Genomic DNA, 22,930 nt, shown 5'->3' on the forward strand with positions numbered 1-22,930 from the left:
TTCTTAGGTCACACGATCAAGAGATTGAACGGCTCAGAAAGACAGAAGTTGTAGAGTTGTTTTCAAGTTACGGTGTAGATAGCACAGCGTAACTAACCAATTGGGTCGAGCTGCCGGCCTTAAGCTACCGCTAACACTCCATCTGGGGTGTGGGTGGTAAAGTCCAGATAAACCGAGTGAGTTTTGTCGATCGGACATCTTTTTCGGCATTAGAAACCTCTAGTCATTTGGAACCTGCCGCATTCATGTGTGCAGAGCAGTCAGGGGGCGGTTGCAATTCACCTTGAGATAGATTACAATTTTTGTGAAGGAGGGGTTTGTGATGTACTATGATTTTCGATCAGATACAGTAACGAGACCAACACCCAAGATGCGCGAAGCCATGTATCATGCAGAAGTGGGAGATGACGTGTACGGCGATGACCCAACGGTTCGCCAGCTTGAGAAGTTGGCCGCAGAAAAACTCGGTAAAGAGGCCGCGCTTTTTGTACCGAGCGGTACCTTCGGGAACCAATTGGCCATTTTCACCCATTGTCCGAGGGGGACCGAGGTGATCGTCGGCGAGGACAACCACATTTTCTACCACGAGGTGGGGGCAGCCAGCGTGATCGCCGGCGTACAGCTGCGCATCATTCCGACGGTCAACGGCTACATGGATCCAGATATTGTGCAGGGCGTGATCCGCGAGGAAGATATTCACTATCCCGAAACTTCCTTGCTCTGTGTGGAGAACGCGCACTCAACGGGAGCAGTGGTACCGATGACGAATATGCGGGAACTGTACGCGCTGGCGAAGGAGCGGAGCATCCCCGTGCACCTCGATGGCGCACGACTTTTCAATGCCGCGACGACCCTCGAGGTCGAGCCAGCGGAGATCTGCGCCTATGCCGATAGCGTGATGTTCTGTCTGTCCAAGGGCTTGGCTGCACCGGTGGGGAGTATGCTAGTGGGAGAAGCGGACTTTATCGAGCGAGCGCGGAAAAAGCGAAAACTAATGGGTGGCGGACTCAGGCAGGTCGGAATTTTGGCCGCAGCGGGGATCATTGCAATCGAAGAGATGAGCCATCGCCTGTACGAGGACCACAGGCTGGCGAAAGAACTCGCCGAAGGACTCGATGCCCTACCGGGCGTTGAAGTTTTGCGCGACCGCCTCGATATTAACATGGTTTTTTTCAAGATCGAAGAAGGAATCATAAAGGAAGAGGACTTGCTCCAGGGGCTAAAGGAAAGGAGTATCCTGGTCAATGGCATGGAAGACGGTCTTTACCGCTTCGTGGTGAACAAGGATACGCCAGCAGATGCTGTGGAGAAATTGATCAAAACCGTAACGACTCTCGTGCGGCCCGTGTAATTGGGGCCGCATTTTTTCTTGTCAGGAGAGAGGAATTCCGCTATAATGGGCTTAACATAGTACCTGATAATAATAGTTGGAGGTAAAAATATGCGGTTGGAAGGGAAAAGAATGGTGGTCATGGGAGTGGCCAATAAATGGAGCATCGCGTGGCACGTGGCCTCGACGCTGAAGGAAGCCGGGGCAGAGGTCATCTATACGTACTTTGGCGAGAAGAGTCTGGCGAGTTTGGAAAAACTGGATCCAGAAGGGATCTTTGTGGCTTGTGATGTCACGGACGATGCATCGATCGAAAGGGCTTTTGACGAGATCGGAACGCCGGTCGATGGTGTGCTCCATTCGATCGCTCATGCCAAGAAAGAGGAGCTGGAGGGCGCCTACTACGACACTTCGCGTTCGGGGTACCTGATGGCACAGGAGATTAGCGCCTACTCCCTGGTGGCCGTTACGCGCTGCGCACGACCCTACCTGACGCCGGGGGCCTCTATCGTGACCATGACGTACTACGGTGGAGAGAAGGTTGTAAAGAATTACAATGTCATGGGTGTGGCCAAAGCGGCCCTAGAGTCCAGCGTGAAGTACCTCGCGCACGATCTGGGTCCCGAGGGTCTCCGGATCAATGCGATTTCAGCCGGGCCCATCAAAACGCTGGCTGCCAAGGGTGTGTCTGGGTTCAACGATCTGGCCAAGGGATTCATCGAAAAGGCACCCATGCACCGGTTGATCGAAGGTGCCGAGATCGGAAGCGCCGCTCTGTTCTTGATGAGCCCCATGGCTTCAGGAATCACCGGTGAGGTGCTCCATGTCGATTGCGGTTACCATGTGTTGGGCTACTGAATACGAATAGAGCGTTCAACAGGGAGAACACGACCACCGGAGGGTGATGTGTTCTCTTTTTTCATGCCAGTGGTTAATGGTGTCAGGGTAAGGACCATAAACCCAGCGTACACAAGTTCACTCGCATTCGATGGTTCTGGGTCAGTGATCCGAGTGAAAAAAAAACTATGCGGTCTGCACTTTCCCGAACGGAAAAGTCTACAATTCAGACCTAAACGTTTCGCACAATATCGGTGCACGCTATTTCATAGGAGAATACAGAAAAGTCCTCCCTGAGAAGGGATGGTCTGAAGTGAGGGCAAAAATGCCCTCACTTGGGCAGAGCGTACAAGGCACTTTGTCCACATGAATTCGCTTGGATATGGACCTTACACTGCAAGCAGTTTAGGTTTCTGCGTTCAAGCCGTATTTGAGGAAGAGCTATCTACGGGTCTAAAAGCTACGTAGAAGCCCCCCCCCCTTAATTTTCCTGCGAAAACGAAGTGGTGGGAGTATTCACCCCCGAGGGTTTTCTCATTTCATTCACTGTTTCCATCTGATATAATGGGGATAGGAAAATGACAAAAAAAGGTGATGACCCTATGCATAGAAAAGTAGACAAGTTAAAACGGACGATCAGCTTGCTCGAGACCTATATTTCTTTCGATAATCGGACCTCCTCTATCGAGACGATCGGAAAGATACGGAGCCTGCTCGACCAATTGGAGGGATCCTTATCTCTCGACGGTTCGATCGGGCTCGATTACGAAGCGATGCCTACATACGAAGTAATCAACGAACTGAAGTTTCTCTACAAACCGACCCATCGCCAGGATGTTTTCGAAGGTGATTTCCTGGAGTATTTCGGCGAAGAGCGCACGGCTGAGCTCTCTGCGGCCGGCGCCCTTGAAGCCCACAACGAATTCTGGAAGAATCACGAGACGATCTGCGGGAACGTCTACGGATCCGTCCCCATTGACTTGATCCGTCATCGCAAGAAGGACAGCCTTCTCCGTGCGGGATGGGAAGAAGTGGATGTCGAGATCATCGAGTTCCAGGATAAATCTCTGTCGGACCGTGATCTGATCCGTTTCGCCGGGGATTATTTTGATCATTATATTCTGATCTTGGAGGTCAGGACCAAGGAAAAGCTAATCTTGAGGTACCGGATATGACGGGAAATGTGACGAAAAGCCACCTTCTTTTCAGAACTGTTGGCGACGCTCACGTCGGTATGACACTACGGGCCTACCTCACGGAGCACCTGGGGATATCGACGCGATTGTTACGGCGCGAAAAGAAGTTGGGGCACATTCGACTTAACGATGAGCGGGTGTACCTGTCAACGACGCTAAAAGCCGGCGATGAAGTGCGCTTTCAAATGACCGAGGAACCCAATCATTTTGAACCGGTCGCGATGCCGCTGGATATCGTTTACGAGGATGCCGATCTCTTGGTGGTCAACAAGCCGCCCTTTCTCGTGGTACACCCGACCAAAGGGACCTACGCACCGACGCTGGCCAACGGTGTGACGCATTACCTCTTCGAGCAGGGTGATCGGACGAAAATTCGTTTCGTCAACCGGCTCGACCGCGATACATCGGGCTTGATGATTGTGGCGAAGAACCCCCATGTGCAAGCCCAGTTATCTGAACAGATGGCGGGGGATACCTACAAGAAGTTTTACCTGACCTTGCTCGAGGGTCATTTCCCCTATGATGAGGGGAGCATCCGACTGCCCATCGGCAAGCGGCAGCCCGAAGACATCGCGCGGGCGGTGGTGGCTGACGGGAAGGTATCCGTGACGGACTTCAACGTGGTGGCCCATTATCCCGACAGTTCTTTGGTCTCGGTGGATCTTAGAACCGGTCGTACCCACCAGATCCGCGTACACTTCTCCCACCTGAGACACCCGATTATCGGGGATGAACTCTATGGGTCCACGATGCTTGATTTCGGCAGACAGGCGCTGCACTGCCATCGGTTGACGCTGGTCCACCCGAGGACGGGGGAACCGCTCGATCTCGTAGCGGCACTTCCTGAGGATATGGCGGATTTTGTCGCATCGAGAGAGGAAATGACCTAGGCTCAAGCCTGTCAACCCCTTTCTTTTTGCATAGAAATCGTGTATAATAAAGACAACCTGAGATGCCCGTCACTTCTTGAAATACAACCACTGGAGAGAATTTGGGAGAACGCGTTTCACACGTCAAGGCAAGCCTTCCTTTATGAAAGGACGTCTGATCGTGTGAACAGTCCACCCACCTGGAGAGGTGTGGTTTGGCTATTTCTTCCGTGACGACATCTTGGGCCAAGTCATCTTAGCGGATGGCTTTTCTTTTTTGTTTGGGATGTTGTTGGCCGTACCCTTGTGACTTCAGTCATGGCTAGTTCAAAAAGGAGAGATCAGCCGATGTGGTACACCCACCGTTCACTGGATCACCGGCGAAAAACGCCTCTGTATCGACAACTCTACGATCTCATTTTTGAGGCCATCGAATCGGGGGAGCTCGCGAAAGATGATGCCCTTCCCCCGATCAGAACATGTGCAGAGATCTTTGGGGTCAACCGTGCCACGGTCGTCAAAGCTTATGATCAGCTGGCAGCCGACGATCGCGTACGCAAGATCCGCGGCAGTGGCGTTTATGTCAAGGGTATGGCTGTTGAGGAAGTGGAAGAGGAAACATCGCTGCCAGCCCTGAGACCAGGTGCGCTCGATCTGGCTTCGGGCACGCCGCGTTCGGATCTTTTTCCAGTGGAAGCTTTCAGGAGAGCGCTCGACGAGGTGATCGATCGCGAAGGGGGCAGGGCCTTCGGCTACCTAGAAACACGTGGCTACCTGCCGCTCAGACGATCGATCGCAACCATGTTGGAAGATGTGGGCATCTACGGCCTTCCGGAGCACCTGATCGTGATTTCCGGTGCCCAGCAGGGAATTGACCTGGTGGCCAAGGGTTTACTGAACCCGGGTGATCATATGGTCGTAGAGGCACCCACCTACACGGGTGCGATCGCCACTTTCCGGACGAGGGGTGTGCGATTGACGGAAGTGCCTGTGAGAAGCGGGGGCATTGATCTCGATCGTCTGGAAGAGATTCTCAATAACGACCCGATCAAGATGCTCTACCTCATGCCTAATTTTCAGAACCCCACCGGGGCAACGATGACCCCGGCCGCGAAGCGTCGACTGATCGACCTGGCCGACCGGTTCAACTTCTATCTCCTGGAGGATGACTATGCTTCGGATCTGAACTACTCCGCGGAGGAGGTCCTCCCTTTGAAGAGCTATGATACAAAGGGACGTGTGCTCTACGTGAAGAGCTTTTCCAAGATCTACCTGCCCGGACTAAGGCTGGGGATCCTGCTGGCACCACCCAAACACGTGAACAAGTTGGTCCATGCGAAACACAACACGGATATCTCGACCAGCGCCTTGATCCAGAAGGCTTTCGGTAGGTATCTAGAAGCCGGTGGATGGCAGGAGCAACTGGAGCGCATTCGCGCTGCCATGGCGCGGCGGTTTGCCATGGCAGCGCGGGTTCTCGAGGAGAACCTGCCCCCACCCTATAGGATGACGGTCCCCGTTGGAGGATTACACTTCTGGATTGAAGCACCGCACAGACAGGAACTAGGTGATCTTTACGAACGGCTACGCGAAGCCGAGATCGCCATAGTACCAGGTCGAACCTTTTATGCTTTTGAAGCGAAGGATTCAAGCTTTCGTATCAGCATCGCAGCAGTTCCAGAAATCCGTCTCGAACGGGGTCTTCTGAGGCTATGTCAAATTTTGAAAGCCCATTGAGCATAGAAAATGCCCTGCCTAATGAATTAGGCAGGGCATCATTTTTTCGTCTTAAGCAATATCCTCGGGATCCATTTCCACGGATTGCCCCTTTTTATCGGACCAACGATCAGTAGGGGTGTCCTGTTCAGTCGTGTTTCTCGCCTCGATGTGACAGGCCCCTTCGAAGACGGCGCCCTCGTCGATAGTGAAACTCGAAACGTCAACATCACCCTTGAGGGTACCCGATGGGTGTACCTTGAGATGTCCGGGTGAGGAGATGTCACCGATCAGACGGCCGGATAGGTCCACTTCAGAGCCCACTACATTGCCCGTGACACTGGCTTCGGAGGAGATGATCACTTTGCTCTCGCTCGTGACGTTTCCTTCGACAGTGCCATCGATTCGGATGGCGCCTTTTGATTTCAGATCGCCTTTGACCTCAGAGTCGGCTCCGATGAGAATATCGAAACTCTTTCGATCGGCGGTCGTTTTCTTCTGGTTGAACATGGTGTATTCCTCCTAATCGATCAGCACGTTGCTGGGGTTCACGGGTGTATCTTGAAAGTGGATTTCGAAGTGGAGATGTGGACCGGTGCTACGACCCGTGGTGCCAACACTTCCGATCGTGTTTCCTTTTTTGATGCGATCGCCTACGTGAACCGACATATCGTTGAGATGGGCGTATACGGATTTATAACCGTAGCCGTGATCTAAGACGATCACCTGGCCGTAGGCACCATTCCATCCCGCAAAGGTGACGATCCCAGTGCCCGAGGCCATGACGGGTGTCCCGCGGTTCGCGGCGAGGTCTATACCGTTGTGATAGTCCCTGTAACCGCTGACAGGATGTCTTCTGTAGCCGAAGGAGCTTGTGAGACGGCCGGTCGTAGGGACCAGGTTGGGCTGGGCCTCGAGGAAGGTCAGGTTTTTCGTGAGATCCTCCACGAGTTCGGCGTAATTCGTCGTTTCTTCTTTCAAGAGTCGCGTGATTTCGTCTTCACTGGAGAGGGCGAGCTGCCCATCGATGATGTCGACATCGTCTTCCTTGGAAGTGGAGAGCACATCGCGCCGTTCTTCAAGGGAGCGATGGATCGGTAGATTGATCTGTGCATCCGTCGATTCGTTTAAAGTAACGAGGAGTTCATCCACATAGGACTGCACTTCCCGTAGATCGTTGAACTTCTGATCGAAGTAAGTAGCGGACTTGTTGATCTCACCCTTGAGTCCCGAGATCTCGGTTTGCTGTTCAAAGACGATACTCTCAAGCCGTGCGATCCGGTCCTCCTTGACTAGAAGCTCATCGCTCAGCGCATGGTTGTTCGAGCTGAGAGCATGGTTTTCTATGTAAGTATAGAAGGAGAAGCCACCGTTGATCAGGGCCCCAAGGACGATGAGGGCCGCGATAAGCTGGATGATCGGGATATGGAGCGTTAGTTTTTTTGTGGTACCAGCACCATCCGGCACGACGATCAAGCACACTCTCTTATTCCAAAATTGTTTCAATCGCTTGTACAACGGGTATCACTCCTTTTCTAGACGCGTTCCTCTACATTATATTGAATAATCTAGTGAAAAGCAAAAAGAAATCCGAACTAGTTGTAGCAGAAATTCAAAACCACCAAATGTAGTATCAACAAGCGCTTTATGGTATGATGTAAGGTAATAAAACGACACCTGATAACAAAAGGAGAGAGCGATGAAGATAGACGACCGTATCATCCGAATCGAGGAGAATTTCCGAAAAGTGACCGTTAAGATCAAGCAGAAGGGAAGGGAGATTCTGGAGGATTTCAACATCACACCACCGCAGTTCAATGTGCTCCTGCACTTGATCGAGGAGGGCGATCTCACGATCGGTGAACTGAGCTCACGTATGTACTTGGCCTGTAGCACGGTGACCGACTTGATCGACCGGATGGAGAAATCGGAGCTGGTTGTCAGGATCAAGGACCAGAAAGACCGTCGTGTGGTGAGAGTACACGTCTTGGAAAAAGGAGACCGCCTGCTAGAGGGAGTGCTTTTGAACCGAAGACAGTACCTGGCATCCATCCTGTCGGACGAGCCCGAAGACCTTATCGCCTGCATTGATGAGAGTTTCATTAAGCTGAACGAGAAAGTTGACCTCTAGGAATAAGCACGGACTTGTGGTGAAAAGGGTGGTGGATGATGTGAGGGTTTTCAACAATCGATACCGCATACTTCATGAAGAAGGGCGCGACGAGGACGGAATCCTTTTTCTTGCCGAGGATCTCATCCACTCGCGCCAAGTTCATTTGAAATTGATCGATATGAACTTGAACAACTCGGCAATCATCGAGTGGTTGACCGAGTACTTCTTCGAGATTCGTAGTGTACGGCACCGCAATCTCCTCTGGGTCGATGATTTTGATTTGCTCAGGACCATCAATCGTACCCATTACGAGCGCAAGCAGTATTACTATACCTATGAACTGCTAGAAGATGTGGAACCTGTATCCTACCTTTCGCTCTCTCGCAATGACGCGATCACAGTGATCGAGGATCTCTTCAAGGTCTTTCTCTATCTCGATTTTCGCGGTACGCTATACCAGTACCTGACCTTCGACAATATTCTGATCTATCGCCAGCACGGTCGCTTGCGCCTGAAACTGAGCGATCTGGTGTCGGTTCGCCTGTATGCGAACAACAACCTGCACAGCAATGTGGAGATCAACCAGTTTATCGCCCCCGAGCTTCTATGGAGCCGTCGGCGTACCTACAAGAACGACATCTATAGTCTCTCGGTGGTGGTCTTTTACCTCTACTACCGTTATGATTATTTGGACAATCGCCTCAGCGAATACATACAGACCATCAAGGGAACCTCCCTTCACGAGTTGATCCGCAGGGCCATGAGCCAGATTTCACAGGTCCAGTATGTGCGGGTCAAGACCTTCGTCAAAGATCTGACCGAAGCGCTGTATATTGATCTGGCCTTTGATGATGCACAAGACTATCACGTCATCCAAAAAGATCTGGACCTCGTGGGACGTAGGAAGGAGCTCGATCGTCTCCAGGAAGCCATCGACGATGAACTCAAGCTGGTAGGTGTCTACGGTGAGCCGGGTGTGGGCAAGACCCGGCTGCTCTCAGAGCTAGCACGCCTGCACGGACTCAAGGGCCAGACCCCTCTGGTTTTCGAGGGGACGGCTGCCGGGTCCCTCGCTAGGTACCTGGTGGAAGAAACGCTCGGCCAAGGTCACTTGAACAGTCAGCTGATCACGCGCTATGGACCGGAGCTGGTCAAGATTGTTCCTGAGATCAAGGAAAAATGGAACGTGGATCCGTCGGAACCGCTGGATGAAAGCCACGAGATGCATCGCCTGGCCAACCGGGTATCTACTTTCTTGGCCGGGGTCTATCACCACGAGGGCCAGCTATTGATCATCGACGATCTGGAGGAACTCTCACCACTGGACCGTCGAGTGCTACGGCACCTCGTGCGGCTGAAGGACCACAAGATCACAGTCATCTTCTCGGCGGTGGAACCTCATCTCGATCTGGTTCCCACTTGTGACGAATCGACGAGCTTGAACCTGTATAGATTCAATCTCGATGAGGCGGGACTTTTCACCAAGGGTGTCTTCGGTATCAGTCGGATTCCCTATAACACGGCCGGTCGTTTTATGGTGGAGACCGGTGGCAATCCAGGACGGATGCTGTCCCTCATCGAACGGTTGGTGGCAGAAGAGAGAATTTACCTGTCTGAAGATCGCATCTGGTTTACCGATGAGGCAGACAGCATGACAGAATTCGTGATCGACCAGCGCAAAGAGAAGAGATACCGCGATGTGCTCAAAGTCTTCAGCGAGGAGGAACAGCGTTTTGCTTCGCTGATCAGCGTGTTTTTCAATCCGGTGAACATCGAGACGCTGATGCGCTATATTGGTGACGAGGTGGGGGATGCGGATCGACACCTGGAACAAATGATGTCGCTCAATCTCTTGACGTCCAAACTATCGGATGTGGAGATCCTTTACGCCTTTACCAATGAGCGGATCAGGCAGATTTGTTACGACCGTCTCAACGTCGAAGAACAGTGGCACTTGAACCACCGTGCTGCCCTGGCCTACATGGCCGATGTCGTGAGCCGCTTTAGTCCGGAGTCAATCGTTGCCATCGCCGAGCACCTGGACAGATCCGGTGACCAGCGGACCCTAGCCTCGTACCTTGAGCAAGTGGTGGCCCGTTACGTCGATCGACACCAGCATGAGAGAACCATCCCCCACCTGAGACGCTTGGCTGGTCTCTACCGTTCTATGGGGGACGAGATGCAGGCGTCGGAGACTACCTATCGGCTGGTAGAGACTTACCTCTCGCTCAATCGACTTGCCGAGGCAGAAGAGGCCAACGAGGAGCTATTGGTGTCCCTTGTGGACAGACAAACCAAACTGCACGCGCATTCGAAACTGGTGGCAGCGAAGATCTACATTCGACGCGATGCTTTTGATGAAGCACGAATGATCATCGAGCCCGTGATGAAAACCTTCTCGGACAACCTGCCGATTCAGCTGGAGGCGGAGGCGCTACTGGCTCGGCTCGCATACTATGAGGGGAAAAACGAAGAGCAGCTACAACGGGCGATAAACGGTCTCGAGCAGTCCATTGCCTGCCAGGAGACCTATTTCACGGCGCGCTTTCACAATGAGCTCGGTATCTATCACGTGAACAGTGGGGATGTGAACGAATCTCTCGCTCATTTCCAAATGGCTTCACAGCTTTTCGAGTCCATCGGTGAGATTCAGGAACGCGTGAAGACCATCAACAATACCGGTGTGGTCCAAATGACGCAACTGGGCCATATCCTGGAGGGTAGAGAAGCCTTTGAAGAAGTACTAACCATCCAGCATGAGAACAATTTCCACGATGGACGACCGATCTACCTCTTGAATCTAGGTGAGAGTTACTTCTTGGAGGGCCAGTACGACCGGGCGCTGACCATTTACCAAGAGGTGATGGACGAGATGGAAGGTTCTGATGACGTAGAGGGTACGATCAACGCATACCTTCGGATCGCTGAGATTTATATGCCGATGAACGCCTATGACCAGGCCTTTGCTATTCTGGATAAGCTCGAGAGGGAACATGCCCACTATTTGGGCAGAACCCTGGAGAAATTGGATTTTTACCTGCTTAACATCGAATATAACTACCGCCTGAATCATATCGAACGTATGGCGTATTGGATCTCGCGGTTCACAGGCGAGTCAGAGAAGGCCCCCGCACCCTTGGCACTGAAGTTTGCAGCCTTCAGGTATCTCCTCACGCACAAGAAGACCAACGCCTTCGGTCATTCGGTCAAGGTTGACTATGCTGGTTTGGAGTCGCTCGAGGAAAGGGCCCAGTCCCCACTTGATATCCGCATCCTACGTTATGTTATCGGAGAACTCTTCTTCGACATCCTGCAGACAGATCAGTATATGGACTTGGATCGACTGCTCAGGATCGATGCCCACTTCGTCCACCAGTTCGATTCCTCCAGGATGCGCTGGAGAAGACAACTAGCCGAAGCAAAGCTGACCGATCGACGGGTCGAGAAGCTCGAGGCACTCTTGGTGAATCCCACCGCTGAACGCGAGTGGAGATGGCGGGCTTACAAGTTATTGGGCGATGAGTACAGGGACCGACGTGCCTTTTTCGATGCACTCGGTTCCTATATGAAGGCCATGACCATCCTACGGGAGAATGCCCTGCGTATCAACGATGTACAGCTGGGTTCCTATCTGCTCCATGACGTCGCAAAGGTGGAGCTCAAGCGATCGATTGTGCTGCTTGGCAATGTGGAGCGATCGGATATCGAAACCATTGCGATCGACGAGACGGCTGACTTTTTCCACTTCCCATCGATGGGAAGGCGCTTCAGAGATGAGGAGTTCAGACAATCGGTGGCCGAGCATTACCAACCGGTGATCACCGAGCCGCTTTTTGATGAGCGTGCGCTGATCGGATCCTTCTCCACGGATGTCACGGAAAACCTACGTCATATCCTCGAGCACATGATGGTCCTGACCCTGGCGGAGGAAGCGAAGCTTTATCTCCACGATGTGCAACGAAACACCGCTACCCTGCTGCTCAGCCTGTGTCTGGAAGAAAGCGGGGAGACGATCGATCACTACCTACTGAACAATATGATCGATGAAGACCTCTTGCTCAATGAACTCAGTTTCGATGCACGGTATTATCAGAAAGAAAAACGTGCGGTGATGATTCTTCCAATATTGGAAGATCTACCTGAGCCAGGAGAAGAAAACCGACGTTATGTAGAGACGAGAAGGCCGGTGGGGTATTGTTTCCTCAGAACCTCCAGTAGTCTGAACCGATTTACAGAAGAAGTGCTGGAGCGATTTCGACCGCTCAAAGCGATGTTACACAACTTGGTCATCAACCACAACCTGATGACGCTCTCTGGTATCGATGACCTCACGGGTGCATTTAACCGGAGACAGATTGAACGGCACTTCGAAGACGCCCTGCTGCTGGCCGAGCGGCAGCACGCCCCCTTATCGGTGGCCATGGTGGATATCGATCATTTCAAGCAGATCAATGATACCCATGGACACCAGCGTGGGGACGAGATCCTGAGGGCGCTCGGTGGTTTGCTACGCGATCCTCTCAGGCGAACGGATTTCGTTGGTCGTTATGGTGGGGAAGAGTTCTTGATCCTCTTGCCAGGCAGCGACGTAGAGGAAGCCGTCGCCGTTGCGGATAAACTGCGTATCCACGTACAAGAGGCCAGCCTGATGGGCGGGCACCAACCGCTTACAGTGAGTATCGGACTGGCCACCTACCCCAAGGATGGGCTCACCGTACACCAGTTGATCGATCGCGCTGATAAGGGACTCTACGTCTCTAAAAACCGTGGGCGCAATACCCTGACCCACTGGCAGGAGATGGAACCGAAGGATTTCGATCGGATCAATCCCCTGACGGGCATCCTGACGGGTGAAATCTATCAGGATACCAATAACGTCGCATCGATGGTCAAGATCCTTTCCCTCTTTGATCGTGAAGATGAACAGGAACGACTGCATGAGATTTTCATTCAATTGCTTGAAATCGTGGAGGGAAACCAAGTCTCTTACCACGATGGCCAACAGGTCTTCACCCATGAGCGTGGGGGGGATGTACGATTGGCGGGAGAAGGCGAGCGACGAAAGACCATCGAACTGATTGAAAACTACGGGTCGGGGTATTTTATCAACTGGGATGCTCCGATTGATCCCATCCTAGAGATGCCGGCATGGCGATCCTACATCGTCCTACCGCTCGATGGGGCCCCGGGGCGCGCCTTGGTCCTCGAGGCGTCGATTCAAACGAAGGAATTCGAGGAAAAAGACTATCATTTCGTCGGTACGCTGAAGGGTGTGCTGGGGAAACTGCTCGATACAGGAGACAAAGAGGTGATGAGAGATGTCAGTGACAATTAAAGACGTAGCAAAACTAGCGAACGTATCCATTTCCACCGTATCACGCGTGATCAATGACTCGAAACCCGTCAGTGATGATGTGAAAAAGCGTGTGCTCGAGGTCATCAAGGAGACGGGGTACACTCCGAATCCAGTGGCCAGAAGCCTCGTGATGAAAAAGTCGCGTCTGATCGGCGTGGTCGTACCGGACATCAGTTCGTTTTTCATCGGTGAAGTGCTCAATGCCATGGAGGAGATTGCAAAAACCTACGGATATGATATATTATTATGTAATTCCTATGGTGAGATTGATCAGGAGATCAAATTCCTCAATCTCATGCGCTCAAAGCAGGTGGAAGGCATCGTCTTCATGACCTACAAGATTGAGCCCGAGCACAAGGAGTTCACGGAATCCGCTGATCTACCCATGGTGCTGATCAACCGTTACAGCGAGGACATCAAGGCTTCGAGTGTCACGGTCGATCACCTGAAAGCCACCTACGAGATGACCAAGTATCTTGTGGACCAGGGGCACAGGGACATTGCGCTCGTCCGCAACGGTACCGATGAGGACATTTTTATCGCCAACCAACTTGAAGGATTCCAAAAGGCCCTCTCTGAGGCGGAAATCACTTACCGGGAGGATCGCGTGATCAACGGAAACTACCGGCTGGCTCAGGTGTACCAGAACATCAGCGATCTGATCGAGCGCGGTGATCTGCCCACGGCGATCTTTGCCACATCGGATGAAAATGCCATCGGGGCCATGAACGCCCTGCTGGACAAGGGATACCGGGTACCGGAGGACATCAGCATCGTGAGCTTTCACGATACGAAGGTCGCGCAATTGTTTCGACCGAAGCTCACGGCGATCAGTCAACCGATCTACGACATCGGCGCAGTTTCCATCCGACTTCTGATCAAAAAGATCAAAGGTGAGGAAAAGGAAAACACGATTCATTTCATGCCGCATAAATTGGTCGTTCGCGGTAGCAGTCAGGCACGATAGAACTACGTGATTCTTCGTAGTTCTTTTTTCTAGCGAGTTAAGGAGGAACCCTATTGCACATCAATGATTTTTTACCCATGAATAAATACGAAATGAGAAAATACGGTTGGGAGGCCGTTGATTTCGTTGTCGTCACGGGCGATGCCTATGTCGACCACCCTTCCTTTGGCGCCGCGGTAATTGCTCGCGTTCTGACGAACGCGGGTTTTCGCGTGGGCATCATCAGCCAACCGGATTGGAAAACGGACAAGGACTGGCGGGCTTTTGATGCCCCGCGACTTGGGTTCCTCGTTACCTCAGGCAACATCGACTCTATGGTCAACCATTATACGGTGGCCAAGAAACGTCGTGCGGAGGATGCCTTTAGCCCCGGGGGTAAGGCCGGGCACCGACCAGATCGGGCCCTGCTGGTCTACGTGAACAAGCTGAAGGAGCTCTACAAGAAAACACCGGTGATCATCGGCGGCGTTGAAGCTTCGCTCCGTCGCCTGGCTCACTATGATTATTGGGATGACAAGGTACGTCGGTCCATTTTGGCCGATTCCGATGCGGATCTGCTCGTCTACGGTATGGCCGAATACCAGATCATCGAGATCGCGCAGTTCCTGCAGGCTGGGATCGATATTAAGTACCTCCACCATTTACCCGGCACTTGCTTTTTGACGGAGGATCCGGAAGAAATCGAAGATGTTGTGGTACTTCCCGACGCCGATACTGTGGCCAGCGACAAAAGAGCCTATGCCGAGGCTTTTGCCCGCTATGAACGGGAACAGAACCCCATCTTGGGTAAGCCCTTGGCCCAGAAAAACGGTTTTCGCTATGTGGTCCAGATGCCACCGGCACTGCCGCTCGATCGACCCTCCCTCGATGCCGTTTATGCACTTCCTTACCAGCGCGCTCCTCACCCCTATTACAAAGACCGCGGGGGGGTGCCCGCGATCAAGGAGGTGCGTCACAGCATCATCGGCCAACGCGGTTGCTTCGGAGGTTGCTCCTTTTGCGCACTGACCTTTCACCAGGGGAGGATCGTGACGAGCCGCTCTGAAGATTCAGTGGTAGAGGAGGCAAAGCGGATTACAGAGGACCCGACCTTTAAAGGGTACATCAACGATATTGGTGGACCAACGGCCAATTTCAGAAATGCAGCTTGTGATCGCCAGAAGTACCATGGGGCGTGTCAGCACCGCCAGTGTTTATTTCCTGAGCCCTGTCCTGAACTCAAGGTGGATCAATCGGAACTGCTCTCGATCCTACGCAAGGTGCGCCATCTCGATGGCGTGAAAAAAGTCTTCCTCCGATCGGGAATCCGCTACGACTACCTGATGATGGACAAGGATTCTACCTTTTTCGAGGAACTGGTCACCCATCACGTCAGCGGGCAGCTGAAGGTCGCACCAGAGCACATCGATGACCAGGTGCTGGCCAAGATGGGAAAACCGGGTCGAGAGGTTTACGATGGTTTCTGCGAAACCTTCTTCGATCTGACGAAGAAGGCGGGTAAGGAGCAATACCTCGTGCCCTATCTCATGAGCTCTCACCCCGGCAGCACCCTTGAGTCGGCCATCGAGCTGGCCGAGTACCTGAGGGACATTGACTATCAGCCCCAGCAGGTGCAGGATTTCTACCCGACACCAGGGACAGCCTCGACCACCATGTACTACACGGGCCTCGACCCCCGAACGATGAAACCTGTTTACGTGGCGAAAAACCCGAGGGAGAAACGTACCCAGCGTGCGCTTCTGCAGTATCGGAACCCCAAGAATTACACAATCGTGCTCAAGGCCCTCAGGGACGCTGGTCGCGAGGATCTGATCGGCTATGATCCAAAATGCCTGATCCGCCACCCTGGAAAGAAAAGAGAACGGTCGTGAAGCCCACCTCCTTGTGTTATAATAGCCATGGATACTTTGACAGGGGGAATGAAAAATGAATGAAATTTTGATCGACGGTCGCCATCTGACCATCGAGGACGTTGTGGCAGTGGCACGTAAGGGCGTGCGGGTGACCTTGACCGATGAAGCGGTCCAGGCCATCGTGAAGGCCAGAAAATTGGTCGATCGTTTTGTGGATGAGAAACAAGTGGTTTATGGCATCACCACTGGGTTCGGCAAGTTTTCGGACACCTTGATTTCCAAGGAAGAAACGGGTGAACTTCAGCGCAATCTGATTATCTCACATGCTTGCGGTGTGGGTGACCCTTTTGATGAAGAGGTGGTGAGGGCCGTGATGCTCCTCAGGGCTAATGCCCTGGCCCATGGACATTCCGGGATCCGTCTCGAAACGCTCGAGCGCCTGATCGCGATGCTCAATGCAGGCGTGCACCCTGTGATCCCAGAGAAGGGGTCCCTGGGTGCTTCGGGCGACCTGGCCCCCTTGGCCCACATGGTGCTGGTGCTCATCGGCGAGGGTGAGGCCTTTTACAAGGGTGAGAGGCTCTCGGGACCCGAGGCCATGGAACGCGCCGGTATCGAGCCCATCGCCCTCACGTCCAAAGAAGGACTGGCGCTCATCAACGGCACACAGGTGATGACAGCCGTCGGTGCTCTCGCCACCCATGATGCGCTCAGGCTCTCCGCGCTCACCGACGTGACGGCGTCCCTTACACTCGAAGCGCTCGGCGGTATTATTGATGCTTTTGATGAACGGCTCCATTTGGTGAGACCTCATCCGGGCCAGATCAAAACGGCCGCCAATGTGCGACGGTTGACAAAGGGGAGCAAGCTGGTAACCCACCAAGGCGAGCGCCGGGTACAAGACGCCTATGCGCTCCGCTGCATCCCTCAAATCCACGGTGCATCGAAAGATGCGCTGGCCCATGTGAAAGAAAAAGTGGAGATCGAGATCAATGCGGTGACGGACAACCCGATCTTGTTCCCTGATGAGGGGATCGCCTTTAGCGGGGGTAATTTTCACGGGCAACCCATGGCCTTGGCCTTCGATTACCTGGCCATCGCCCTAGCCGAGATGGCCAACGCGACGGAGCGTCGTATCGAACGTCTGGTCAATCCGGCTCTCAGCGGTCTTCCGGCCTTTTTGACAAAGCACGGTGGACTGCACTCGGGTTTTATGATCGCTCAGTACGCTGCCGCGGCACTGGTGTCTGAGAACAAAGTGCTAGCCCATCCGGCTAGCGTAGATTCCATCCCATCCTCTGCCAATCAAGAAGACCACGTGAGCATGGGGACCATCGCCGCACGTAAAGCGGCGGAGATTCTGGAGAATGTCGAAAACGTTGTGGCCATCGAGTATTTTGCAGCCTGTCAGGCCCTGGACTTTGCGCCAAGTATGGAGCCCGGCGTAGGAACCAAGGTGGCTTACGATCGACTACGCGCGGAGATTCCCTTTTTAGAGGAAGACCGCGTGATGCACATTGACTTTGCGACGGCCAGAGCATTGCTCCGATCAGAGGATCTGCTCGAAAAGATCGAGGTGGCCTCGGGGGCCCTGGACCGTTCGTAGCCAACGGATATGTATGGAGAGATGATAACATGTTAGACCAAAAGCGAATGGATCGGATCAACGAACTGGCTAAGAAGAAGAAGACCGTGGGATTGACCGAAGAGGAGACGGCGGAGCAGCAAGAGCTCCGGCAGGCGTACCTCAAGGTGTTTCGAGAGTCCTTCCGTAATCAGCTTGAAAACGTAGAGATCCGTTATGTAGACGAAGACGAAGAATAGGGAGGCCAACCATGCGACAGTTCGTCATATTCAAGCTGGGCCAGGAGAAATACGCATTTGATATCGAGGCGATCGGAGGCATCAACGAGCTGAAGAGCATCACACCTCTGCCCGATGCCCCGGCCTTCATCGAGGGCCTCATGAACTTGCGGGGCGAGATCATCCCGATTATCGACCTGAAGAAACGGTTCAACCTCACGCTCGAATCGACGGGTGATGGCCGCGTCATCATCGTCCAGACGGACAAAGGGGATCTGGGTTTTCTCGTGGACGATGCTTCCGAGACCCTGCGTGTGGATGAGGAGGATATCCTGCCCACACCAAAGGTCATCTTGAGTCGCACCAACCGGTATCTTACTGGCGTCATCCGCCGCGAGCAGGAAGTGATCCTGATCATTGATCTCGGCATCGTCCTTTCGGGTGATGAGATAGAAGATATTTTGTCGATGGCCACATAAGGAAAAAAGGAGGTTCGCCTCCTTTTTTTCGTGCCACGAAGAATGAACGGCTTGAATATTCTGTCGAAAAGAGGTATGCTTAAGGCATCATAAAAAAATATTTATATGAAGATGAGGAGGTCATCACGTGACAGATAAAGAAAGACAGAAGGCCTTGGGCCATACATTTAAGAATGCTTGGGATGCTATGTCAGAAGACATGGTGGAGAGCACCATGGCCCTCGCTGAGGATTACAAATTGTTTCTAGACCACGGGAAGACGGAGCGAGCCTGTGCGGTCGACATCCAGCGTAGAGCAGAAGCCCGAGGTTATATCGATGTGGAAAAAGTGATTGCCGGTGAAGTGAAGCCCGAGGCGGGTCTCAAGCTTTACGCCAACAACCGGGGAAAGTCGATCGTCCTCTTTGTCCTGGGGAAAGAGCCGATTTCAACGGGGATGAACATCGTGGGCGGCCACATTGATGCGCCGCGCCTTGACCTCAAGCCCTTCCCCCTCTACGAAGACTCGGATATCGCCTATCTGAAGACCCACTACTACGGTGGAATCCGTAAACATCAGTGGACCTCTTTGCCTTTGAGCCTGCACGGAACCGTGATCGATGGCGAGGGCAATAAGCTCGAGGTGGTCATCGGAGAAGAGGAGGGAGACCCCGTCTTTTTCATCACTGACCTGCTCCCGCACCTAGCCAAGGATCAGAACCAGAAGAAACTGGGCGAGGCCATCACCGGTGAAGGGTTGAACATCATTATCGGTAACCGACCCATGGGCGAGGACGAGCTGAAAGATCGCGTGAAATACCGCATCCTCGATCTGCTAAAGGAGAAGTACCATATGCAGGAGGAGGACTTCATATCTGCCGAGTTTGAGGTCGTTCCCGCCGGAAAGGCACGTGACGTGGGTCTCGATCGCAGCATGATCTCAGCCTACGGACACGATGACCGCGTATGTTCCTACGGCGCCATGGCCGGAATCTTTGAGGTGGAGAATCCCGATCGCACATCAGTCGGAATGTTCATGGACAAAGAAGAAGTGGGCTCCATGGGCAACACGGGTTCTGAGTCGAAATTCTTCCAGTACATCGTTTCCGAACTGCTAGCCCTGACGGAAGAGGGAGATGTTTCCCTGAACTACCGACGGGCCCTACATCGCTCGAGCGTATTGTCTGCTGACGTCTGCGCGGCCTTCGATCCGAACTATCCTGAGGTATCGGACAAAAAGAACTCCGGTCGCATGGGCTACGGTGTGCAGTTGACGAAGTACACCGGCGTCCGCGGCAAGGGTGGATCCAGCGATGCCAATGCGGAGTTCCTCGGGAAGGTGCGTAAGCTCTTCAATGAAAACGAAGTCATCTGGCAGGTAGGCGAGCTGGGCAAAGTGGATCAGGGTGGCGGCGGAACGATTGCCTATATCCTGGCCAACGAAGGGGCCGAGGTCATCGACTGCGGTGTACCGATGTTGAGTATGCACGCTCCTTATGAATTGGTCTCCAAAGCAGATCTCTATATGACGTACAAAGCCTACGCGGCTTTTTTCCGCAGCTACCGATAAGAAAAGACCGATGCGCACCTGTTGTCAGGTGTTCATCGGTCTTTTGCTTGCATGAACTCTTTGAAGGTTTCGGAGAGGGGACACAGGATCCGGCGGTTGTGGTAGACAAAGTAAAAATTCCGCTTGATCTTGAAATCCGGAAGCGAAATGATCTGCAGCCGCTGATCTTCAAGCTCACTGCAGATGGCGTTTTTCGACATAAAGGCCAAGCCAAAATCATGCTCCACCAGATTTTTGATCGTATCCTGGTTATCTGCCGTCGAGATCACATGCATGGCATTGAGATCGAGGCCGTGGTCGGCCAAACGATCCTCGATCAAGGCCCGTGTCCCCGAGTGCTCCTTTTGCATGATGAGCGGTAGTTTCACAAGGTCGTTGATCCCACTGAGTTTAGTGTGGCGCTTAGGCGATGCGATGAGCACAATCTCGTCTTCCTCGATCTGGTGGTAGGTGAGGAACTGGTGGTGTTCTCTGAAACTGACGAAACCAAAATCCAAATGTCCGCTCACCACGAGCTGGATGATCTTCTTGGAATCGTACTGGTCGAACTGGTAGTGGATGTCCTGGTACTGCTTGTTGAAAGCATAGAGGATATCGGTGAGAAAGAATTGTTCCGGAATCGCCGAGTAGCTGATCACCAGCGTGCCGGCTACGCTTCCTTTGAATCGATTGAGATCAAAGAGTGCGTTTTCACGTTCGTTCAGCATGTTGGTCGCGTGATAGAAGAGGATTTCACCGGCCTCGGTAAGCGTGACGGATTTGCTACCGCGGATCAGAAGGGTGATCTGCAGTTCGTTCTCCAATTGATGGATGTGGTTGCTGATCGTGGGCTGTGTAAGGTATAGTGCATCGGCAGCTTTGGAGAAGCTACCGTACTTTGCGATTTGGATGAAGCTTTCGAGCTGTTTAAAGTCCATTTGACGCCTCCGTATTCTTGATGTCTTCATTCTAACAAATGGAAGGTGGGGGTGCAAGCAAGGCGAAAAAAGCAAGGCCGACATAGTTTGTTAATGTTTCTTGGGTATACTAATCATAACAGAAGGGGGGATGGCCGTGGATCAGGATCTATTGAAAAGGCTGTTGTCGAAACGGGAGCATACAAAACTGGATTTCAAAGCATCCTTGGATCTGGAGACGGAGAACGGGAAGCGGGAGCTGGCAAAAGATGTAATCGCCATCGCGAACACCGACGGTGGTCGCGGCTACTTGCTCGTGGGCGTGACGGATGATCGGCGTGTGATCGGGATCGAGCCCGATCTCTACGCTGAAGAAAGGATCCAACAGATCGTGGGCTACCGTTCTGATCCCCCAGTGACGATCCGTCTGGATCGAGTCCCCTACGGTGGACACACTGTGCTGGTGATCACAATCTTCAAAAGTCTCTTTCGACCGCACCAGTACCGACAGTCCGGTGCCTTTTACATACGGAGGGGATCGACCACGGATTTCGCCCGACGGGACGAGATCGGATCGATGCTAAAGACATCGATGCTGCTATCAGATGATCTGTATCCGGTGAGGTGGCTCGGTACCGAGGTCCTCGATGAAGAGCTTCTCACTACCTATGCCCAGGCTCTGGGACTCGGTCATCTAGGCGAAAGACGATTGGCCTACCTGGGAATGTTGGCGCAAGATCCAGAGGAGGGGGGCATGCACCCTACCGTTGGCGCGATCGTCAGCCTGACCCGTCGGCCCGACCTGTATATTCCTTCATACAAAATTCGCATTCTCGATCGCAGGGGTTTTTCGAGATCCGTCCATATCACGGGTCCCATTCATGGGCAGTACAAGGAGGCGCTCGACTACCTCGACCGCCATCTCAAGGGGTTTGAGCCCGTCAGGTGGGCGATCGCCGAGGCGCTCTCCAATGCGCTTTTACATCGAGATTACCTGGACAACCACCGGTCCGTTGTGGTAGAGCTCTTCGAGGATCGTGTGCTCATCAAGAATCCGGGGGCGCTCCCAGGCCATACACGACTTTCCCAGGTGATGGGTCGGCGGTTCATGATCCATCGTAATCCCTGGTTGTACAGGACCGTCTTGTTGATCGGAGGCGGTATTCTATCCGAAGAAGGAGATCACCTGAGGCGGATCAAAAGTCTATCCGCCCCTTATGCGGCAACATTCGTCGACCAGAAGGCCTCGCAGACCTTCGAAGTGCTCATCGAAAGGAGAAGAAATCATGAAGGGTAAAGTGATGATCGTCGATGACGATCCGAATATTGTGGAACTCATCAAGCTTTACGTAGAAAAAGAAGGATATCGCACCAAGGGGTTCGAGAGCGGCACGGAGGCCTTGCATGCCTTCGATACCTCTTTCGATCTGGTCCTGCTCGACATCATGATGCCAGAGGTCGATGGGTACGAGGTCCTCAGGGAAATCCGCAAGATCAGCGAAATTCCGGTGATCATGATCACCGCCAAGGGCGATACCTTTGACAAGGTGCTGGGACTCGAGCTTGGCGCCGATGACTACCTGGTGAAACCCTTTGATCCGAAGGAACTCATGGCCCGGATCAAAGCGGTGATCCGAAGGTCCAAACCGGATCAACAGGACGATGAGGTGGTACGCTTGGAAAATCTCGTGGTGGATCGACGGGATTACGTCGTGACCTATCGGGATCAGAAGCTGGAGCTACCTCCGAAAGAACTAGAGCTTCTCTATCATCTCGCGCGTCATCCGAACCGCGTTTTCACGCGGGAACAGCTCCTCGACCAGATTTGGGGTTATGATTTTATCGGAGAGAGCCGGACGGTCGATGTGCACATCAAGCGTCTGCGCGAGAAGCTGGGACGTGAGGATGATCCTTGGGAAATTAAGACCGTGTGGGGTGTTGGCTATAAATTTAGGACAGAATAGGA

At 53.0% G+C, this 22,930-nt stretch carries 18 protein-coding genes and 1 other RNA gene; 16 read left to right on the forward strand and 3 right to left on the reverse strand.

Features of this window, described 5'->3' with window-relative positions:
• Positions 1–322: 322 nt before the first annotated feature.
• The 6 genes from ltaE to pdxR all read left to right on the forward strand — a co-directional run bounded on the left by ltaE (position 323) and on the right by pdxR (position 5,969).
• Positions 323–1,351, forward strand: coding sequence for a low-specificity L-threonine aldolase (ltaE, locus tag ACULM0_RS13400; protein WP_463678044.1), 1,029 nt, complete (start codon positions 323–325; stop codon positions 1,349–1,351).
• Between the two features lie 90 nt (positions 1,352–1,441).
• Positions 1,442–2,188, forward strand: coding sequence for an enoyl-ACP reductase FabI (locus ACULM0_RS13405; protein WP_463678045.1), 747 nt, complete (start codon positions 1,442–1,444; stop codon positions 2,186–2,188).
• Between the two features lie 581 nt (positions 2,189–2,769).
• A complete protein-coding gene (locus tag ACULM0_RS13410; protein ID WP_463678046.1) occupies positions 2,770–3,342 on the forward strand; it encodes a hypothetical protein in 573 nt (190 codons plus the stop codon).
• Complete coding sequence (locus ACULM0_RS13415; protein WP_463678047.1) at positions 3,339–4,253, forward strand: RluA family pseudouridine synthase; 915 nt, start codon at positions 3,339–3,341, stop codon at positions 4,251–4,253. The genes ACULM0_RS13410 and ACULM0_RS13415 overlap by 4 nt, the downstream gene beginning before the upstream one ends.
• A 51-nt stretch (positions 4,254–4,304) precedes the next feature.
• Positions 4,305–4,484: non-coding RNA, 6S RNA (ssrS, locus tag ACULM0_RS13420), on the forward strand.
• A 96-nt stretch (positions 4,485–4,580) separates the two neighbouring features.
• Positions 4,581–5,969, forward strand: a complete 1,389-nt coding sequence (gene pdxR, locus ACULM0_RS13425) for a MocR-like pyridoxine biosynthesis transcription factor PdxR (protein ID WP_463678048.1) — start codon at positions 4,581–4,583, stop codon at positions 5,967–5,969.
• 51 nt (positions 5,970–6,020) lie between these two features.
• Here pdxR and ACULM0_RS13430 read toward each other — a convergent pair whose 3' ends face one another.
• On the reverse strand, positions 6,021–6,458 hold the full coding sequence (locus ACULM0_RS13430; protein ID WP_463678049.1) for a bactofilin family protein: 438 nt from the start codon (positions 6,456–6,458) through the stop codon (positions 6,021–6,023).
• Between the two features lie 12 nt (positions 6,459–6,470).
• The gene (locus ACULM0_RS13435; RefSeq protein WP_463678050.1) at positions 6,471–7,466 is read right to left on the reverse strand and encodes a M23 family metallopeptidase; all 996 of its coding nucleotides are present in this window, start codon (positions 7,464–7,466) and stop codon (positions 6,471–6,473) included.
• Between the two features lie 181 nt (positions 7,467–7,647).
• On the opposite strand from ACULM0_RS13435, the gene ACULM0_RS13440 reads away from it, so the two are divergent.
• The 8 genes from ACULM0_RS13440 (at position 7,648) to ACULM0_RS13475 (ending at position 20,068) form a co-directional block, all read left to right on the forward strand.
• Positions 7,648–8,079 (forward strand): MarR family winged helix-turn-helix transcriptional regulator, encoded by a 432-nt coding sequence (locus ACULM0_RS13440; protein WP_463678051.1) that lies wholly within the window; start codon positions 7,648–7,650, stop codon positions 8,077–8,079.
• A 31-nt stretch (positions 8,080–8,110) separates the two neighbouring features.
• Positions 8,111–13,396: a diguanylate cyclase gene (locus ACULM0_RS13445; RefSeq protein ID WP_463678052.1), complete on the forward strand. Its 5,286-nt coding sequence runs from the start codon at positions 8,111–8,113 to the stop codon at positions 13,394–13,396.
• Positions 13,380–14,384 (forward strand): LacI family DNA-binding transcriptional regulator, encoded by a 1,005-nt coding sequence (locus ACULM0_RS13450; protein ID WP_463678053.1) that lies wholly within the window; start codon positions 13,380–13,382, stop codon positions 14,382–14,384. Before ACULM0_RS13445 ends, ACULM0_RS13450 begins: the two co-directional genes overlap by 17 nt.
• A 53-nt stretch (positions 14,385–14,437) precedes the next feature.
• On the forward strand, positions 14,438–16,255 hold the full coding sequence (locus tag ACULM0_RS13455) for a YgiQ family radical SAM protein (protein ID WP_463678054.1): 1,818 nt from the start codon (positions 14,438–14,440) through the stop codon (positions 16,253–16,255).
• A 55-nt stretch (positions 16,256–16,310) separates the two neighbouring features.
• Positions 16,311–17,843 (forward strand): histidine ammonia-lyase, encoded by a 1,533-nt coding sequence (gene hutH / locus ACULM0_RS13460; RefSeq protein ID WP_463678055.1) that lies wholly within the window; start codon positions 16,311–16,313, stop codon positions 17,841–17,843.
• 29 nt (positions 17,844–17,872) lie between these two features.
• On the forward strand, positions 17,873–18,061 hold the full coding sequence (locus ACULM0_RS13465) for a DUF896 domain-containing protein (RefSeq protein WP_463678056.1): 189 nt from the start codon (positions 17,873–17,875) through the stop codon (positions 18,059–18,061).
• Between the two features lie 11 nt (positions 18,062–18,072).
• Entirely contained in the window at positions 18,073–18,519 is a 447-nt protein-coding gene (locus ACULM0_RS13470; protein WP_463678057.1) for a chemotaxis protein CheW, read from the forward strand.
• Positions 18,520–18,646: 127 nt separating this feature from the next.
• On the forward strand, positions 18,647–20,068 hold the full coding sequence (locus ACULM0_RS13475) for an aminopeptidase (RefSeq protein WP_463678058.1): 1,422 nt from the start codon (positions 18,647–18,649) through the stop codon (positions 20,066–20,068).
• Between the two features lie 32 nt (positions 20,069–20,100).
• On the opposite strand, the gene ACULM0_RS13480 is transcribed toward ACULM0_RS13475, so the two are convergent.
• Positions 20,101–20,985 carry a selenium metabolism-associated LysR family transcriptional regulator gene (locus ACULM0_RS13480; protein WP_463678059.1) on the reverse strand — a complete coding sequence of 295 codons (885 nt, stop codon included), beginning with the start codon at positions 20,983–20,985 and terminating at the stop codon, positions 20,101–20,103.
• Between the two features lie 136 nt (positions 20,986–21,121).
• Between ACULM0_RS13480 and ACULM0_RS13485 the strand changes: the two genes are divergently transcribed.
• Both ACULM0_RS13485 and ACULM0_RS13490 read left to right on the forward strand, forming a co-directional pair.
• Complete coding sequence (locus tag ACULM0_RS13485; RefSeq protein ID WP_463678060.1) at positions 21,122–22,261, forward strand: RNA-binding domain-containing protein; 1,140 nt, start codon at positions 21,122–21,124, stop codon at positions 22,259–22,261.
• Entirely contained in the window at positions 22,251–22,928 is a 678-nt protein-coding gene (locus ACULM0_RS13490; protein ID WP_463678061.1) for a response regulator transcription factor, read from the forward strand. The genes ACULM0_RS13485 and ACULM0_RS13490 overlap by 11 nt, the downstream gene beginning before the upstream one ends.
• Positions 22,929–22,930 lie beyond the last annotated feature (2 nt).

Source organism: Halotolerantifilum yawarlongkerapense, assembly GCF_054506745.1.

What these genes read in the sequence shown, in the direction of transcription:
- ltaE (WP_463678044.1), top strand. Translation starts at nt 323, where the DNA reads ATGTACTATGATTTTCGATCAGATACAGTAACGAGACCAACACCCAAG.
- ACULM0_RS13405 (WP_463678045.1), top strand. Translation starts at nt 1,442, where the DNA reads ATGCGGTTGGAAGGGAAAAGAATGGTGGTCATGGGAGTGGCCAATAAA.
- ACULM0_RS13410 (WP_463678046.1), top strand. Translation starts at nt 2,770, where the DNA reads ATGCATAGAAAAGTAGACAAGTTAAAACGGACGATCAGCTTGCTCGAG.
- ACULM0_RS13415 (WP_463678047.1), top strand. Translation starts at nt 3,339, where the DNA reads ATGACGGGAAATGTGACGAAAAGCCACCTTCTTTTCAGAACTGTTGGC.
- pdxR (WP_463678048.1), top strand. Translation starts at nt 4,581, where the DNA reads ATGTGGTACACCCACCGTTCACTGGATCACCGGCGAAAAACGCCTCTG.
- ACULM0_RS13430 (WP_463678049.1), bottom strand. Translation starts at nt 6,458, where the DNA reads ATGTTCAACCAGAAGAAAACGACCGCCGATCGAAAGAGTTTCGATATT.
- ACULM0_RS13440 (WP_463678051.1), top strand. Translation starts at nt 7,648, where the DNA reads ATGAAGATAGACGACCGTATCATCCGAATCGAGGAGAATTTCCGAAAA.
- ACULM0_RS13450 (WP_463678053.1), top strand. Translation starts at nt 13,380, where the DNA reads ATGTCAGTGACAATTAAAGACGTAGCAAAACTAGCGAACGTATCCATT.
- hutH (WP_463678055.1), top strand. Translation starts at nt 16,311, where the DNA reads ATGAATGAAATTTTGATCGACGGTCGCCATCTGACCATCGAGGACGTT.
- ACULM0_RS13465 (WP_463678056.1), top strand. Translation starts at nt 17,873, where the DNA reads ATGTTAGACCAAAAGCGAATGGATCGGATCAACGAACTGGCTAAGAAG.
- ACULM0_RS13470 (WP_463678057.1), top strand. Translation starts at nt 18,073, where the DNA reads ATGCGACAGTTCGTCATATTCAAGCTGGGCCAGGAGAAATACGCATTT.
- ACULM0_RS13480 (WP_463678059.1), bottom strand. Translation starts at nt 20,985, where the DNA reads ATGGACTTTAAACAGCTCGAAAGCTTCATCCAAATCGCAAAGTACGGT.
- ACULM0_RS13490 (WP_463678061.1), top strand. Translation starts at nt 22,251, where the DNA reads ATGAAGGGTAAAGTGATGATCGTCGATGACGATCCGAATATTGTGGAA.